This window comes from Novosphingobium sp., assembly GCF_027531025.1.
Classification (GTDB): Bacteria; Pseudomonadota; Alphaproteobacteria; order Sphingomonadales; family Sphingomonadaceae; genus Novosphingobium.
In genome coordinates this window covers 101,265-115,665 of the sequence record NZ_JAPZQX010000003.1, presented here as the reverse complement: position 1 = coordinate 115,665, position 14,401 = coordinate 101,265, and the positions used below count along the sequence as shown (strand labels likewise).

Sequence of the window (14,401 nt, the reverse complement as noted above, 5' to 3'; positions counted from 1 at the left end):
TCCGGTGGACCCGGCCACCACCCTTGCCGCGATAGCCGCCGGGGCGGCGATCGGTCTGGTCCTTGCCCTGGTCGGTGGGGGCGGATCGATCCTGGCCGTACCGCTGCTGGTCTATCTGGTCGGGGTAGATTCGCCCCACGCCGCGATCGGCACGGCGGCGGTTGCTGTCGCGCTAAACGCCGCCAGCAGCCTCGCCGGGCACGCCCGCAACGGCAATGTCAAATGGCCCTGTGCCCTGACTTTTGCCGGGGCTGGGGTAATCGGCGCGGCGCTGGGGGCCGAAGCGGGCAAGGCGATGGACGGCGCGCGGCTGCTGGCCCTGTTCGGCGGACTGATGGTGCTGGTGGGCCTCTCGATGCTGCGCCCGCGCAGAACCGCCGACAATCCCGACGTGCGGCTGGAACGCAGCACCGCCTCGGTCCTGCTGCCGCGCCTGGTGCCGACCGGGCTTGGCGTGGGCGCGCTGGCCGGGTTCTTCGGCATCGGCGGCGGCTTCCTGATCGTGCCGGGGCTGGTCATGGCCACGCGGATGCCGCTGCGGATCGCGGTCGGCACTTCGCTGGTGGTGGTCACCGCCCTGGGGCTGACCACGGCCACGTCCTATGCCCTGTCGGGCTATGTCGACTGGGGACTGGTCGGGCTGATGGTGATCGGCGGGCTGATCGGCGCAGGGATCGGCATTCCGCTGGGCAAACGGCTGGCCAACCGCAAGCGCGCAATGGAACTGGGCTTTGCCACGCTGGTGATCGTGATCGGGGTTTACGTGATCGTCCGGGGCCTGGCCTAGACCGACAGCCTAGTTGCTGACCACCGGCTTGGGCGTGACCGCCTCGGCCGTCACCACTTGCCGGGCGGGACCTTGCTGGATCGCGGCGGCCAGATCGCGCGCCGGGGCGCAGCTCTTGCCGCACAGCTGCTCAAGCCTCGCCAGATTGCGGCGGGCCCGCTCGGTCGCGCCCTTTTCGACCAGCGCCTGCCCTTCCCCGGCGATGGCATAGAGATTGTCCGGCTCACGCTCCAGCGCCTCGCGGTAATAGCGCAGCGCCTTGCCCTGCATGCCCTGCTTGCGGGTCGCCTCGGCCAGGTTGAGCAGGATCGCGATATGGCCGGGCTGCAGCGCGAAAGCGGCTTCATAGGCGTCGATCGCGCCATTGGCATCGCCCGCCGCCAGTGCCTTGCGCCCTTCCGCCACCAGCAGCGCCGCGCGCGGATCGAGCGGACTGGGGGGCGCAGACTGGCCCACGCTGGCCGTTACCGTCGCCAGCAACGACATGGCGAGGGCAGCGGGGGTAAAGCGCATCAATTGCTCCCGAAGGTCAGGCATCGCGTCGACCGGCTTAACACGGCTTGGCGAAGCAGGCGATGAAAAAGCCATCGGTGCCATCGCCATGCGGGGATAACCGCAGCCCCGGCCCGCGCGGCTCACCCGCCCCCAGCGCCAGCGGCAGGGCTTGCCAGCCGGGGTGCCGGGCCAGGAAGGCTGCGGCCTGCCCCGCCCCTTCGGCATCGAGCAGCGAACAGGTGACAAAGCCGAGCCGCCCGCCGGGGCGCAGCAGCGTGGCCGCCAGGTCCAGCAAGCGCGCCTGGATCGCGGCATAACGCGCCAGCTGATCAGGCGTCAGCCGCCAGCGCGCTTCGGGATTGCGGCGCCAGGTGCCGGTGCCCGAGCACGGCGCATCGACCAGCACGGCATCCACGCTGCCCGCCAGGTCGGCCAGCGCCGCACCTTCGCGCCCGGTATCGAGCAGCCGGGTTTCGATGATCGACACCCCGGCGCGGACCGCGCGTGGTTCCAGCCGCGAGAGGCGCGCGCGGTCGGTATCCGAGGCGATCAGCCGCCCCCGGTCGGCCATTTCGGCCGCCAGGGCCAGCGTCTTGCCGCCCGCCCCGGCGCAGAGGTCCACCACCAGTTCGCCCGGCTGCGCGGCCAGCGCGGCGCAGGCCAGTTGCGAGCCGGTATCCTGCACTTCGATCTGGCCGGATTGGTAGGCTTCCCAGCTTTCGACATTGGTGCCATGCGGCAGCCGCAGGCCGGTGGGGGCCACTGTCGGCACGGCCGTCTCGGGCAGCTCCAGCGTCGCCCGGTCGGCCTTGAGCGTGTTGACCCTCAGGTCCAGCGGCGCGCGGTCAAGCAGGGCCAGTGCGGCATCGCCCGCGATCCCGCTTTCGGCCAGCGCCGCCTCAAGCCAGGCCGGGGCTACCCCACCCACCGCTACCGGCTCGCCATCGCGGATCGGCGCGGGGCCATGGCCCTGCCCATCGAACAGGGCGGCAAGATTGGGGTCATTTTCCGCCAGCCGCAACAGCGCCGCCCGGCCCGATGGCGGCACCGGGCCGCAGGCGCGGATCGCGGCATAGGCCAGCTCGCGCACGGCGCGGCGATCCTTGCTGCCGGCAAAGCGCCGGGTGCGGAACCAGTCGGCAATGATCCGGTCGGCCGGGGCGCCATTGCTCCGCGCGGCGGCGATCACCAGGTCGAGGATCTCGATCGCGGCCTGGACCCGCGCGGCCGGGGTCATGGCCGCGTCACAGCTTGTAGTTCGGCGCCTCGCGGGTGATCGTCACGTCGTGGACGTGGCTTTCCTTGAGGCCCGCGTTGGTGATGCGCACGAAATTGGCGCGGGTCCGCAGGTCCTCGATCGTGGCCGAGCCGGTATAGCCCATCGCCGCCTTGATCCCGCCGACCAGCTGGTGGACGACATCCTTGGCGTGGCCCTTGTAGGGCACCTGGCCCTCGATCCCTTCGGGCACCAGCTTCATCTGGTCCTTGATGTCGCCCTGGAAATAGCGGTCCGCGCTACCCCGGCCCATCGCGCCGACCGAACCCATGCCGCGATACGACTTGTAGGCGCGGCCCTGGTAGAGGAAGGTCTCGCCCGGCGCTTCCTCGGTCCCGGCCAGCATCGAGCCGACCATGATGGTTGAGGCCCCGGCAGCCAGCGCCTTGGCCGCATCGCCCGAAGTCCGCAGGCCGCCATCAGCGATAATCGGCGTCTTGCTGTCGGCAGCGGCACGCGCGGCTTCCATGATCGCAGTTAGCTGCGGCACGCCAACGCCCGCCACGACGCGCGTGGTGCAGATCGAACCCGGCCCGATCCCCACCTTGACCGCATCGGCCCCGGCATCGATCAGCGCCCGCGTGGCTTCATAGGTTGCCACGTTACCGGCGATAACCTGGGCCGAATTGGACAGCTTCTTCACCCGCTCCACCGCGCGGGCCACGTCCTTGTTGTGGCCGTGAGCGGTATCGATGATCACCACGTCGCATTCGGCGGCCAGCAGCGCCTCGGTCCGTTCGAAGCCCTTGTCGCCCACCGTGGTCGCGGCGGCAACACGCAGGCGCCCGGCGGCATCCTTGGTCGCGTCGGGATAGGTCACGGCCTTTTCCATGTCCTTGACCGTGATCAGGCCGGTGCAGTGGAAGTTTTCATCCACCACCAGCAGCTTTTCGATCCGGCGCTGGTGCAGCAGGCGCTTGGCTTCTTCCTGGCTGACGCCGGGGCGCACAGTGGCGAGGTTCTCGTGCGTCATCAGCTCGCGCACGGGCTGCATGGGATTGTCGGCAAAGCGCACATCGCGGTTGGTCAGGATGCCGACCAGCCGGCCACCGGCCTCGACCACCGGGATGCCGGAAATGCGGTTGGCTTCCATCAGCGCGCGCGCTTCGCCCAGCGTGGCTTCCGGGCCGATGGTGATCGGGTTGACCACCATGCCGCTTTCGAAGCGCTTCACCGCGCGGACGGCAGCGACCTGTTCCTCGATCGTCAGGTTGCGGTGGAGCACGCCGATCCCGCCCAGCTGGGCCATGACGATCGCCATGTCGGCCTCGGTCACGGTGTCCATTGCGGACGAGATCACCGGAATGTTGAGCCCGATCTGCGCGGTCAGCCGTGTGCTGGTGTCCGCCATCGAGGGCAGGATGTCGGATTCGGCCGGACGCAGCAGCACGTCGTCGAAGGTGAGGCCAAGGGGAATGTCCATGAGTGCCACTTTGCGCCTGTTTGGGAAGATTCGTGGCGGCCCATGTAACCGCACTCCCCCGATTGGGCTAGTGCCTCATTTCGCGGGGGACGGCACCTTGCGCGGGTCGGCAAAGTGGCGGACCAGGGCGACGTGGAACAGCACGTCCTCGGCCGTGCCCGACAGGTCGAGGCCGGGCTTCACCTGGTCGGTCGGGCGATGGTAATCGGTTTCGAAGAACCGCTCGACCCGCGCGATGTCGGACCAGCTCGACGAGACCATCACGGTCGGCACGTCGTGGCCCAGCAGGGCCCAGCCATCCTGCCGCTGGATATAGGCATTGGCGGCATCGCCCGGCACGACCTTGCGCTTCTGCGTCTTGGCCACGGCCAGAATCCCGTCATCGAGCGGGGTCAGGCCGCGCCCGACGATGCCCAGCGGCGTCCCGCGCGGGGCCAGGGCAAAGCTGTCGATATTGAAGGCCGCGACGATCTGTGAAAGCGGCAGCGGTGGGTTTTCGGCAAAGGCGTGGGCGCCGAGCAGACCGATTTCCTCGGCGGTTGTCGCCAGGAAATAGACATCGCGATCCAGTTGCGGCCCGTTCGCCAGCCGCCGGGCAATCTCGGTCAGCGCGGCGAGGCCGCTGGCATTGTCGATCGCGCCGTTGCAGATCTGGTTCTCCGCCGCATCCTCGGCACAGCGGCCGAAGTGGTCCCAGTGCGCCAGCAGCAGCACGGCGCCCGCTTCGGGGCGGCGCCCCGGCAGGCGCGCGATCACGTTGTGCGTGTTGATCCGCGTCTCGCGCGTGGTGGCCTCCAGCGTCACCGTCAGATCGACGGGACGCGGCGCAAAGCCTGGTTCGGCCGCAAGGGCCGTGAGGCTGGCCAGCGATACGCCGCTGTCGGCCAGCACCCGGTCAAGGCCCTCGGCCGTGATGAAGGCTTCAAGATCGCCGCCCAGTTCCTCGGTCGCCAGAGCATAGCCCGAGCGGCCGCGCCGGGCCTTGACCTGCTCCAGGGTGCGTTCCCCGTCCAGCACGGTCATCACCGCCGCCGCCCCCGCCTTCAGCAGAGCGTTCTGGCGGTCCGAATTGTCGCGCCCGTCATCCAGCAACAGTGCCACCCGCCCGGCCAGTTCGGCCCGGCCGGCATCCTCCACCCCGCGCCCCAGGAACAGGACCGGCGCGTTTTCCAGCAGGGTGCGCTTGCCCGAAGTGAACACCTCGACCGAACCGGGCGGCACGAACAGTCGCCGCCCCTTGCGGCTGAACGCGGCATTGCTGCTGGCCGGTTCGCGCGCAACCAGCCGGACCGGCGCGAACCAGGCATTGGCGGGATCGTTGGTGCCGGATTCGAGGCCGATATCGAACCATTGTCGGCCGAGGTAACGCAGGGTCTTGGCCTCACCCTCGGTACCAGGTTCGCGGCCTTCGTAGGCATCGCTGGCCAGTTCGGTTACGTGGGCCAGCAGGGCGGCTTCCAGCGCCTTGTCGCGCCGCTGGGCATTGGCGGGGGCGGAAACCAGCGTTGCGGCCATCGTCGCGGCCAGCAGGGCCAGCGCCAATCGGTTCATCGCTCCCAAAAAACGCTTCATCGCCCCGTAGTCCTACATCAGGCCCACCGCGCGACAAGCGGCTTCGCATCACCGCCGTGCAGATAAGTTGCGGTGGTGGCAGGAAAGTTACACCCGCCACCTGAACCCGCGATTAGGAAGTCTACCTATTCGGCAGTCCAGCCACCATCCATGGAGTAATTCCCGCCGGTCATGTTGCCGGCTTCCGGTCGGCAGAGGAATACCGCGAGCGCGGCCACTTCCGCGGGCTGGACGAAGCGCTTGGTCGGCTGCTTGGCCAGCAGCACGTCGTTGATCACCGCCTCGCGGCTGAGCCCACGGGTCTTCATCGTGTCGGGAATCTGGTTCTCGATCAGCGCGGTCCAGACATAGCCGGGGCTGATGCAGTTGGCGGTGATCCCGCTGGTCGCCAGTTCCAGCGCCAGCGACTTGGTGAAGCCGGCCACGGCATGCTTAGTCGCCACATAGGGCGCTTTGAAAGGCGAGGCGACCAGGCTGTGTGCCGATGCGGTCGAGATGATCCGGCCCCAGCCGCGCGCCTTCATCCCCGGCACGGCGAGGCGGCAGGCATGGAACACGGCCGAAAGGTTGAGCGCGACGATCGCGTCCCACTTGTCGACCGGGAATTCGTCAACCGGGGCCACGTGCTGCATCCCGGCATTGTTGACCAGGATATCGATCTCCCCCGCCCCGGCGATCAGCGCCTCGACCCCGGCGGGGGTCATCAGGTCGGCGGCGACGTGGCGCGCATTCAGTTCGGCGCAGAGCGCGGCAATTTCCTCGTCCGAACCAAAGCCCGACAGCACCACTTCGGCGCCCTCGGCCGCCATGGCGCGGGCGATGGCGAGGCCAATGCCCGAGGTGGAACCCGTTACCAGCGCGCGTTTGCCCTTCAGAAACATGCTCGACTCCGATTGCCTGATGACTATGCCCTGGTTTCCATGCGGTGGGCAGGCGCACCTGTCCAGCGCGAAGGAGAGCCGGCCCCGGACTCTTGCCGACAATCCTGGACACGCCTAGGCTGACTTGCTCAGGCAGGGGATTGATGGAGAACCGACACGATGCGCCCTGCATTGCTGATGACCCTGGCCCTGATTTTTCCCGCCCCGCTCGCCGCGCAGGAGAGCAAGCCCCAGGAACCGGAAAAGCCGATTACCGAGCGCAGCCCGACCATGGGCGATGCGGTGGCAACGCCCGCTTCGGACCTCAACCTCAAGAAGGATGCGATCCCGCCCTTGCTGATTTCCGCGCAAGAGCGGCCCTATGACCTGGCGAGGCTGAAGCGGTGCACCGATATTGCCGCCGCCGTGGGCGAACTGGATGCCGTACTCGGCCCCGATATCGACCTGCCGCAGGATGCCGCGCGCCGCACCAGCGCGGGCAGTGTCGCCCAGGCGGCGGTCGGTTCGTTCATCCCCTTTCGCGGCCTGATCCGCGAGATCAGCGGGGCCAACGAATCCCAGCGCAAGCTGCAAGCCGCTGTCCAGGCCGGGATCGCCCGCCGGTCCTTCCTGAAGGGTGTGGGCGGCGCGCGGGGTTGCCGCTATCCGGCGAGCCCGGCCAGTGCGGCCGACATCGCGGCGCTGACTGCCCCGGTGGCCGACCCCAAGGCCACGCCAGCACGAACCGCCGCGGCCCAGTCGCCCGCCAAGCCGGGGACCACTGCCAGCCCCAAGGGTGTCACTTACGTCTCGCAGCCCGTTGTCCAGCCAACCCGCAAGCGCAAGAAGTAGCTTCCCCCTGCCCCGGCGCTGGGCTAGCCCAAGCGCGATGCGCCTGACCGATTGCCACAACATCGCCGATTTCCGCGAGCTGGCCCGCCGCCGCCTGCCCTGGCCGGTGTTCGATTACATCGATGGTGCGGCGGACGATGAAGTTACCAAGGTGCGCAACACCAGCGCCTTTGATCAGGCCGACCTGGTGCCGGACGTGCTGGCCGGGGTGGCCGAGATCGATACCTCGATCACGCTGATGGGTCGCAAGTCTACGCTGCCGCTGATGCTGTCCCCCACCGCGCTGCAACGGGTGTTCCACTGGCAGGGCGAACGGGCCGTAGCCAAGGCGGCGGAAAAGCATGGCCTGTGGTTCGGCATCTCCAGCCTCGCCACGGTCAGCATCGAGGAGACGGCGGCGCTGACCAAGGGGCCCAAGCTGTTCCAGCTCTATGTCCACAAGGACAAGGGCCTCAATCGCTCGATGATCGAACGCTGCCAGGCGGCGCAGTTCGATTGCATCGCGCTGACGGTCGACACGATCGTTTCCGGCAAGCGCGAACGTTGCGCCCGTTCGGGCTTCACCAGCCCGCCCAAGTTCACCGCGCGCAACCTGCTGGGCTATGCGATGAAGCCGCGCTGGGGGCTGGATTACCTGCTGCGCGAGAAGTTCAGCCTGCCCAACCTCGATACCCATGTAGTCGAAGGGACGGGCGAGGCCGTTTCGATCGCGGGCTATTTCAACACCATGCTCGACCAGTCGATGGACTGGCACACCGCCGCCGACATCCGCGCACAGTGGGGCGGCACTTTCTGCCTGAAAGGCGTGATGAGCGCCGCCGACGCGCGCCGCGCGGTCGAGATCGGCGCCGACGCGATCATGATCTCGAACCACGGCGGGCGCCAGCTGGACGGCAGCCGCGCCCCCTTCGACCAGCTGCGCGAAATCGTCGATGCCGTGGGCGGCGAGATCGAGATCATCTGCGATGGCGGGGTGCGGCGCGGCACCCATGTGCTGAAAAGCCTGTGCGCCGGGGCCACGGCGGCATCGGGCGGGCGGCTCTATCTCTATGCCCTGGCCGCCGCTGGGCAGGATGGGGTCGAACGCGCGATCATGCTGCTGAAGGACGAGATCGAGCGCGGCATGAAGCTGATGGGCGTGACCCGGGTAGACCAGCTCACGCCCGACCGGCTGCGCTGGCGCTGACGGCAAAACGGGGGCGGATTGCTCCGCCCCCGCCGCTCCTGGCAGGACTGCAAAGGGGCTAGCTTCAACCCTGCTTGGACATCTTGGCGATCTGCTCGTCGAGGCTCTTGAGCACGCGCTCCTTGATCTCGGCCGACAGTTCCTTGTTCTCGGACATCCGCTCGCGCGCCTGCTTCATCGCTTCGAGTGCCATGGCCGGCGTGCCGCCCTTGTTGCAGAAGCGCATCTTGACGACCTGGCGCTTGCCATCCTTTTCGGTCTCCTCGGTCACGCCGCCGCTTTCGCCGCCATCGGCGCAGGCCAGCATATTGCCGTGCGAGACGACCGCGAAGGAACCCGGCTTGCCGTCCTTGTTGCGGAAGGTCATGACCGAAGCGGCCGGATCGCTCGAGATATCGACCGAATCCCCGCTCATCACGATCACGCGGCGGCGCTCACCAGGCTTGCCGTCTTCGGCGGCGTGGTCACCGTGCTTTTGCACCATGGTAACGATCTTCCGGCGGCCTTCGCCGTCCTTGCCGGTACCGGTCCAGACCATCGCCTCGGCATCCTTCATGCTGGCTTCGGCCCTGGCGATGCGTTCCTGCACTTCGGCATCGGTCAGCGGCTTCGCGGTCTTGAGCACGATGGTCTTGCCATCCTTTTCGATCACGCGGGTGGCCAGCTTCGGGTCCTTGGGATCGGCACCATCGGGATGATCGACGATCACGATCTCCTTGCGGGTTTCGACCTTCGGCTTGGCCGGTTCGGCCGGATCGGCGGCGGCATAGGAAATCGAGGCGGTCAGCGGCAGGGCCAGGCCGGCAGCGGCCAGCAGCAGGCCACCAAGGCGGCGCCGCGCGGGGGTGGGATCGGACATGGTGAGGCTCCTCAAACGATGGACGACGGATGCTTCGCCCACGACCGGACAGGCCAGCGAAGCGGCAATCGAAACCCGCGGGGCGCGGGCAAAATCGGCAATCAGCGCGCCATAGGCGGCGCGGGTGGCGCGATCGCTCCCGGCGATCACGCGGGCATCGCAGGCAGCCTCCTGATCGCGCCGCAGGGCGCGCCAGGCCAGCCAGGCCAGCGGGTTGAACCAGTGCAGCGCCAGCAGCGGCTGCATCGCCATGTTGACCAGCAGATCGCGCCCGGCGTGGTGTTCCAGCTCATGCGCAATGGCCAGGTCACGCGCGGCACGATCGGACTGGGCCATGAAGCCCACCGGCAGGGCAATCACCTGGTCACGCACGCCAAAGGCCAGCGGGGTCGGGACGGCGGAGCTTTCGATCAGCCGGATCGACCCGACATCGCCAACCGGGCTGGCCTCGGCCAGGATCTCGCGGCGCAACCGGACATAGCCGGCGGCCCGCCAGCCCAGATAGGCCAGCGCCCCGCTCAGCCACAGCGCCAGGAGCAGCGGCTCGAGCCAGGCCAGGTCCAGCGCCGGTCCGGCCACCGGGGCCGCGGCAGCCGCCGGGGCAAGATCGATGGTCGTGGCCAACATCGGGGCTGCCTCGGGCCGGGCCGGGGCCGGCAGGACCAGCGGCGGGATCACCAGCCGCAGCAGCGGCAATGCCCACAGCGCATAGGCCATGCCCGGCCCGAAATGGCGCGAGACCGGCCCGCGCAGCACCAGCACCAGCGCGATCAGCGCGCCGGTGGCGATGAGGGTGTCGATAAGCCAGCTCATTTGCCCACCTCCTGGCCGCGAAGCTCCTTAAGCAAGGCTTCAATCTGGTTGAGGTCCTTGTCGGACAGCGCCTCGGCCTCGGCCAGGTGCGCGAACAGGCCAGCGGCCGAACCGCCGAACAGCCGCTCGACCAGCCGCTTCGATTCGCCAGTGGCAAATTCAGACCGGGCAATGCGTGGGCTATAGAGGAACCGCTTGCCGTCGGGCGCGGTCTCGACCGCCTGCTTGGCTACCAGCCGCGACAGCAGCGTCTTGACCGTGGGCAGGCCCCACCCGCGCGCCGGGGCCACCGCATCGGCCACCTCGTTCGCGGTGAGCGGGCTCTTGGCCCACAGCGCCTCCATCACGGCCTGCTCGGCCTCGGTAATCCGTTCATTCTGCGGCGAATCGTCCGCCATGAGCAAACCCCTCAATGTCTACACCCGTAATCGACTACGGTTGTAGACATGAAGCCCGGATGAACGGATTGCAAGCAGCCCTTCCCTTGACCTTGATCAATGGCGGTTCAGCTTCGTTCGGCTAGACGATGCAACAGCGGGACCGGGCCCCTCTGGCGACCGATTGGTCGTGATGTCGGACCGCATCGGGTGCGCCCGGTATCGGCTCGGCTTGCAGCGGAACCAGCGCACCTCGACCATCAGCTTGGCCTTGAGGATCACTGAACATGACCCAATCCACCCCCCGGCCGACCGTGATGCTTTATGCACCGGTCGAAACCTTCACGCTGGACAAAGGACCCACCGCACTGGCGCTCAACCTATGCGAACAGCATCGGATGGGCCTGACTGCCGTGATGCTTGCCGCGGCTGCCGCCATCGCCGCCAGCCCAAAGGGCCGGACTCACGATCAGCTGGTCGAGGACAGCGCCATGCTCGAGGCGCGCAACAAGGCAAATGCGGCGGCCCTTGCGCGGACCACGCAGGCGGCAGGTATCGATCTGGATACGATCACCGCAATCGATCACTCGCGCGGTTTCATCCCCTTCGTCGATGACCACGCCCGGCTGCACAGCCTGACCATCATCGGCACCTGCGACGATGGGTTGCTGGGCGAGCGGATGGTGGCAGAAGGCCTGCTGTTCGAATCGGGGCGGCCGGTCCTGCTGGTTCCGCGCGATCACAGCGCTGCCTTCTCTGCCCGCAAGATCGCGGTGGCCTGGGACAACAGCCGGCCCGCTGCCCGCGCGCTGGGCGATGCACTGGCCGTGCTGCCGGGGGTTGCTGAGGTGGTGTTTTTGACCATCGGTGACGAGAAGGAGATCGCAACCAGCATATCGACCGACGAACAACTGCGCGCCATGACACGGCGCGGGCTGATCGCCACACATGCTCAGCACAACAAGGGCAAGCGCACCATCGGCGCAGCGCTGCAGGACGCCGCACTTGAAGCGGGCTCGGACCTGCTGGTCATGGGCGCCTATGGCCATTCCCGCCTGCGGCAATTCATCCTGGGCGGCGCCACTTTGGGCGTGCTTGGCAACCTGCGGCTGCCGGTGCTGATGGCGCATTGATCCGGAACGAAAAGGGCCGGGGTGCTGCCACCCCGGCCCTTCTGTTTTCGACGCCTGAACGGGCGGATCAGTACACCCGCTTCTTCGGCTTGATGTATTCCACGTCGTCGGTCAGCGTGAATTCGTGGACCGGGCGGTAATCGATCTTCACTTCGCCGCCCTTGCCGCCCCAGCCGTCGAACCAGGCGGCAGTGTGCTTCATCCAGTTGGCGTCGTCGCGGTCCGGGAAGTCCTCGTGCGCGTGGGCGCCGCGCGATTCCTTGCGGTTATGCGCGGAATGCAGCGTGACCGAGGCCTGGCTGATCAGGTTGTCCAGCTCCAGCGTCTCGATCAGGTCGGAGTTCCAGATCAGCGAGCGGTCGGAAACCTGGACGTCTTCCATCCGCTTGTAGATCGCGGCCAGCTTGTCCTTGCCTTCGGCCATCAGCTCGTCGGTGCGGAACACGGCGGCATGCATGGACATCGTGCGCTGCATCTCGGTGCGGATCTGCGCCGTGGGCGAGCCGCCCTTGGCGTGGCGGAAGTGATCGAGCCGGCCCAGCGCCATGTCGGCCGAATCCTTCGGCAGATCGGGCTTGGCGGTGCCGGGCTTGACATTGTCGCGCAGATAATGGCCGGTGGCGCGGCCGAAAACCACGAGGTCGATCAGCGAGTTCGAGCCCAGGCGGTTGGCGCCGTGGACCGAAACGCAGGCCGCCTCGCCCACCGCGAACAGGCCTTCGACCGGGGTTTCCGGATCGCCATCGGGGCCGATGGTCATCACGCGGCCGTGATAGTCACAGGGGATGCCGCCCATGTTGTAGTGCACGGTCGGCACCACGGGCAGCGGCTGGCGGGTCAGGTCGACGCCGGCAAAGATCTTGCCGCTTTCGGTGATCCCCGGCAGGCGTTCGCCCAGCACCTTGGGATCGATGTGATCGAGGTGCAGGAAGATATGGTCCTTGTTCGGGCCAACGCCGCGCCCTTCGCGGATTTCCAGCGCCATCGAGCGCGATACCACGTCGCGGCTGGCAAGGTCCTTGGCCGAAGGGGCATAGCGTTCCATGAACCGCTCGCCTTCGGAGTTAGTCAGGTAGCCGCCCTCGCCGCGCGCGCCTTCGGTGATCAGCACGCCCGCGCCATAGATGCCGGTCGGGTGGAACTGCACGAATTCCATGTCCTGCAGCGGCAGGCCGGCGCGCAGCACCATGCCGCCGCCATCGCCGGTGCAGGTGTGGGCCGAAGTGGCGGTGTAATAGCAACGGCCATAGCCACCCGTCGCCAGCACCACGGCATGGCTGCGGAAGCGGTGGATCGAACCGTCATCAAGGCAGATCGCGATCACGCCGACGCACTTGCCGCCGTCCATGATCAGGTCAATCGCGAAGTATTCGATGAAGAAGTCCGCGTCGTATTTCAGGCTCTGCTGGTAGAGCGCGTGCAGCATGGCGTGGCCGGTGCGGTCCGCCGCAGCGCAGGTGCGCTGCACCGGCGGGCCTTCGCCCATGTTCTGCATGTGCCCGCCGAACGGGCGCTGGTAGATCGTGCCATCGGGGTTGCGCGAAAACGGCACGCCCGCGTGCTCCAGCTCGTAAACCGCGGCCGGGGCTTCGCGCACCATGTATTCGATCGCATCCTGGTCACCCAGCCAGTCCGACCCCTTAACGGTGTCGTACATGTGCCAGGTCCAGTGGTCCGGCGTGTTGTTGCACAGCGAGGCCGCAATTCCGCCCTGCGCCGCCACGGTGTGGCTGCGGGTGGGGAACACCTTGGTGATGCAGGCCGTCTTCAGCCCGGCTTCGGCGCTGCCCATCGTGGCGCGCAGGCCCGAACCGCCCGCGCCGACAACCACCGTGTCATAGACGTGGTCGATGATCTTGTAGGCGGCACTCATGCAGCGGCTCCCAGAGCAATGCGGACAATGGCGAACAGGCCGAAGGCGGCCCCGGCGAAAGTGGCAAGGTTAAGCAGCGCCATGGCAGCAAACTTGTTGGCGTGTTCGTGGACATAGTCCTCGATCAGCACCTGCAGCCCCAGCCGCGCGTGCCAGAAGGTGCAGAGCACGAACAGCGCGATCCCCGTGGCGCTGAGCGGCTGGGCCGCCCAGGCCTTCACCGTCTTGAACGCCAGGTCAGGCAGGCCGACCAGCGCGAACAGCAGCCACAGGCCGAGGATCAGGTTTCCGATCGCGGTGAAGCGCTGGATCAGCCAGTGATGCGATCCCGAATGCGCCGAACCCAGCGCCCGGACGCGGCCGATATTGGTTCCGTTACCCATCGTTTCCGTCCCTCTCAGCGCAGCAGGATATAGGCCCAGGTGGCGCCGGTCAGCGCCAGGGCAATCAGCGGGGTCAGCACCGACCACAGCGCGTTGTTCTTCAGTTCATAGCCCGCGCCGATATCCAGCACGAAGTGGCGCAGGCCCGAGGCCATGTGATTGAAGAAGGCCCAGGTCAGGCCGACCAGCACGACCTTGCCATACCAGGCCGAGGCATGGGCAGTGAACGCGGCATAGCTCGCCTCGCCTCCGGCCAGCGCGCCCAGCCACCACACCAGCACGGCCAGGCCGACCAGCGCCAGGCCATCGCCCGAAACGCGGTGGAGGATCGAGACCAGCATGGCCGGCCCCCATTTCCAGATCTGCAGGTGCGGCGAAATCGGACGGTTGCTGGCTCCGGCCATGCGAGCGGTTCCCTGTGCTGTCTTGCGATGGCTCGTGCCACCCTTGCGCCATTCCCCTTAGTCAAAACGATGCACGGTGCAAGCGGCGGCTTGGCGCACCTGCACCAA

14 protein-coding genes are annotated in these 14,401 nt (G+C 67.6%); 4 read left to right on the top strand and 10 right to left on the bottom strand.

Features of this window, described 5'->3' with window-relative positions:
* Positions 1-4 precede the first annotated feature (4 nt).
* Positions 5-787 carry a sulfite exporter TauE/SafE family protein gene (locus O9281_RS03585; protein WP_298182841.1) on the top strand — a complete coding sequence of 261 codons (783 nt, stop codon included), beginning with the start codon at positions 5-7 and terminating at the stop codon, positions 785-787.
* Positions 788-796: 9 nt separating this feature from the next.
* Here the strand turns inward: O9281_RS03585 and O9281_RS03580 are convergent, their stop codons facing one another.
* From O9281_RS03580 to O9281_RS03560, 5 genes are all read right to left on the bottom strand, one after another.
* Positions 797-1,324 (bottom strand): hypothetical protein, encoded by a 528-nt coding sequence (locus tag O9281_RS03580; protein ID WP_298182839.1) that lies wholly within the window; start codon positions 1,322-1,324, stop codon positions 797-799.
* A 13-nt stretch (positions 1,325-1,337) separates the two neighbouring features.
* Positions 1,338-2,519, bottom strand: coding sequence for an RsmB/NOP family class I SAM-dependent RNA methyltransferase (locus O9281_RS03575; protein WP_298182837.1), 1,182 nt, complete (start codon positions 2,517-2,519; stop codon positions 1,338-1,340).
* Positions 2,520-2,526: 7 nt separating this feature from the next.
* Positions 2,527-3,981: an IMP dehydrogenase gene (gene guaB, locus O9281_RS03570; protein ID WP_298182834.1), complete on the bottom strand. Its 1,455-nt coding sequence runs from the start codon at positions 3,979-3,981 to the stop codon at positions 2,527-2,529.
* 75 nt (positions 3,982-4,056) lie between these two features.
* Positions 4,057-5,553: a M28 family peptidase gene (locus O9281_RS03565; RefSeq protein WP_298182831.1), complete on the bottom strand. Its 1,497-nt coding sequence runs from the start codon at positions 5,551-5,553 to the stop codon at positions 4,057-4,059.
* Positions 5,554-5,678: 125 nt separating this feature from the next.
* Positions 5,679-6,434 (bottom strand): 3-hydroxybutyrate dehydrogenase, encoded by a 756-nt coding sequence (locus tag O9281_RS03560; RefSeq protein WP_298182828.1) that lies wholly within the window; start codon positions 6,432-6,434, stop codon positions 5,679-5,681.
* 159 nt (positions 6,435-6,593) lie between these two features.
* Between O9281_RS03560 and O9281_RS03555 the strand changes: the two genes are divergently transcribed.
* Positions 6,594-7,265, top strand: a complete 672-nt coding sequence (locus O9281_RS03555) for a hypothetical protein (protein WP_298182825.1) — start codon at positions 6,594-6,596, stop codon at positions 7,263-7,265.
* Between the two features lie 37 nt (positions 7,266-7,302).
* On the top strand, positions 7,303-8,451 hold the full coding sequence (locus O9281_RS03550; protein WP_298182822.1) for an alpha-hydroxy acid oxidase: 1,149 nt from the start codon (positions 7,303-7,305) through the stop codon (positions 8,449-8,451).
* Between the two features lie 64 nt (positions 8,452-8,515).
* Here the strand turns inward: O9281_RS03550 and O9281_RS03545 are convergent, their stop codons facing one another.
* Together O9281_RS03545 and O9281_RS03540 are read right to left on the bottom strand one after the other, a co-directional pair.
* Positions 8,516-10,123 carry a M56 family metallopeptidase gene (locus tag O9281_RS03545; RefSeq protein ID WP_298182819.1) on the bottom strand — a complete coding sequence of 536 codons (1,608 nt, stop codon included), beginning with the start codon at positions 10,121-10,123 and terminating at the stop codon, positions 8,516-8,518.
* Positions 10,120-10,521 carry a BlaI/MecI/CopY family transcriptional regulator gene (locus O9281_RS03540; RefSeq protein ID WP_298182817.1) on the bottom strand — a complete coding sequence of 134 codons (402 nt, stop codon included), beginning with the start codon at positions 10,519-10,521 and terminating at the stop codon, positions 10,120-10,122. Before O9281_RS03540 ends, O9281_RS03545 begins: the two co-directional genes overlap by 4 nt.
* 266 nt (positions 10,522-10,787) lie before the next feature.
* Between O9281_RS03540 and O9281_RS03535 the strand changes: the two genes are divergently transcribed.
* A complete protein-coding gene (locus O9281_RS03535; RefSeq protein WP_298182815.1) occupies positions 10,788-11,633 on the top strand; it encodes a universal stress protein in 846 nt (281 codons plus the stop codon).
* Between the two features lie 67 nt (positions 11,634-11,700).
* Here O9281_RS03535 and sdhA read toward each other — a convergent pair whose 3' ends face one another.
* Genes sdhA through sdhC form a run of 3 tightly spaced genes read right to left on the bottom strand, consistent with a single transcriptional unit; the run spans position 11,701 to position 14,293 of the window.
* The gene (gene sdhA / locus O9281_RS03530) at positions 11,701-13,506 is read right to left on the bottom strand and encodes a succinate dehydrogenase flavoprotein subunit (RefSeq protein WP_298182813.1); all 1,806 of its coding nucleotides are present in this window, start codon (positions 13,504-13,506) and stop codon (positions 11,701-11,703) included.
* Entirely contained in the window at positions 13,503-13,889 is a 387-nt protein-coding gene (sdhD, locus tag O9281_RS03525) for a succinate dehydrogenase, hydrophobic membrane anchor protein (RefSeq protein ID WP_298182810.1), read from the bottom strand. The genes sdhA and sdhD overlap by 4 nt, the downstream gene beginning before the upstream one ends.
* Before the next feature lie 14 nt (positions 13,890-13,903).
* Positions 13,904-14,293 (bottom strand): succinate dehydrogenase, cytochrome b556 subunit, encoded by a 390-nt coding sequence (gene sdhC / locus O9281_RS03520; protein WP_298182807.1) that lies wholly within the window; start codon positions 14,291-14,293, stop codon positions 13,904-13,906.
* Between the last annotated feature and the right edge of the window lie 108 nt (positions 14,294-14,401).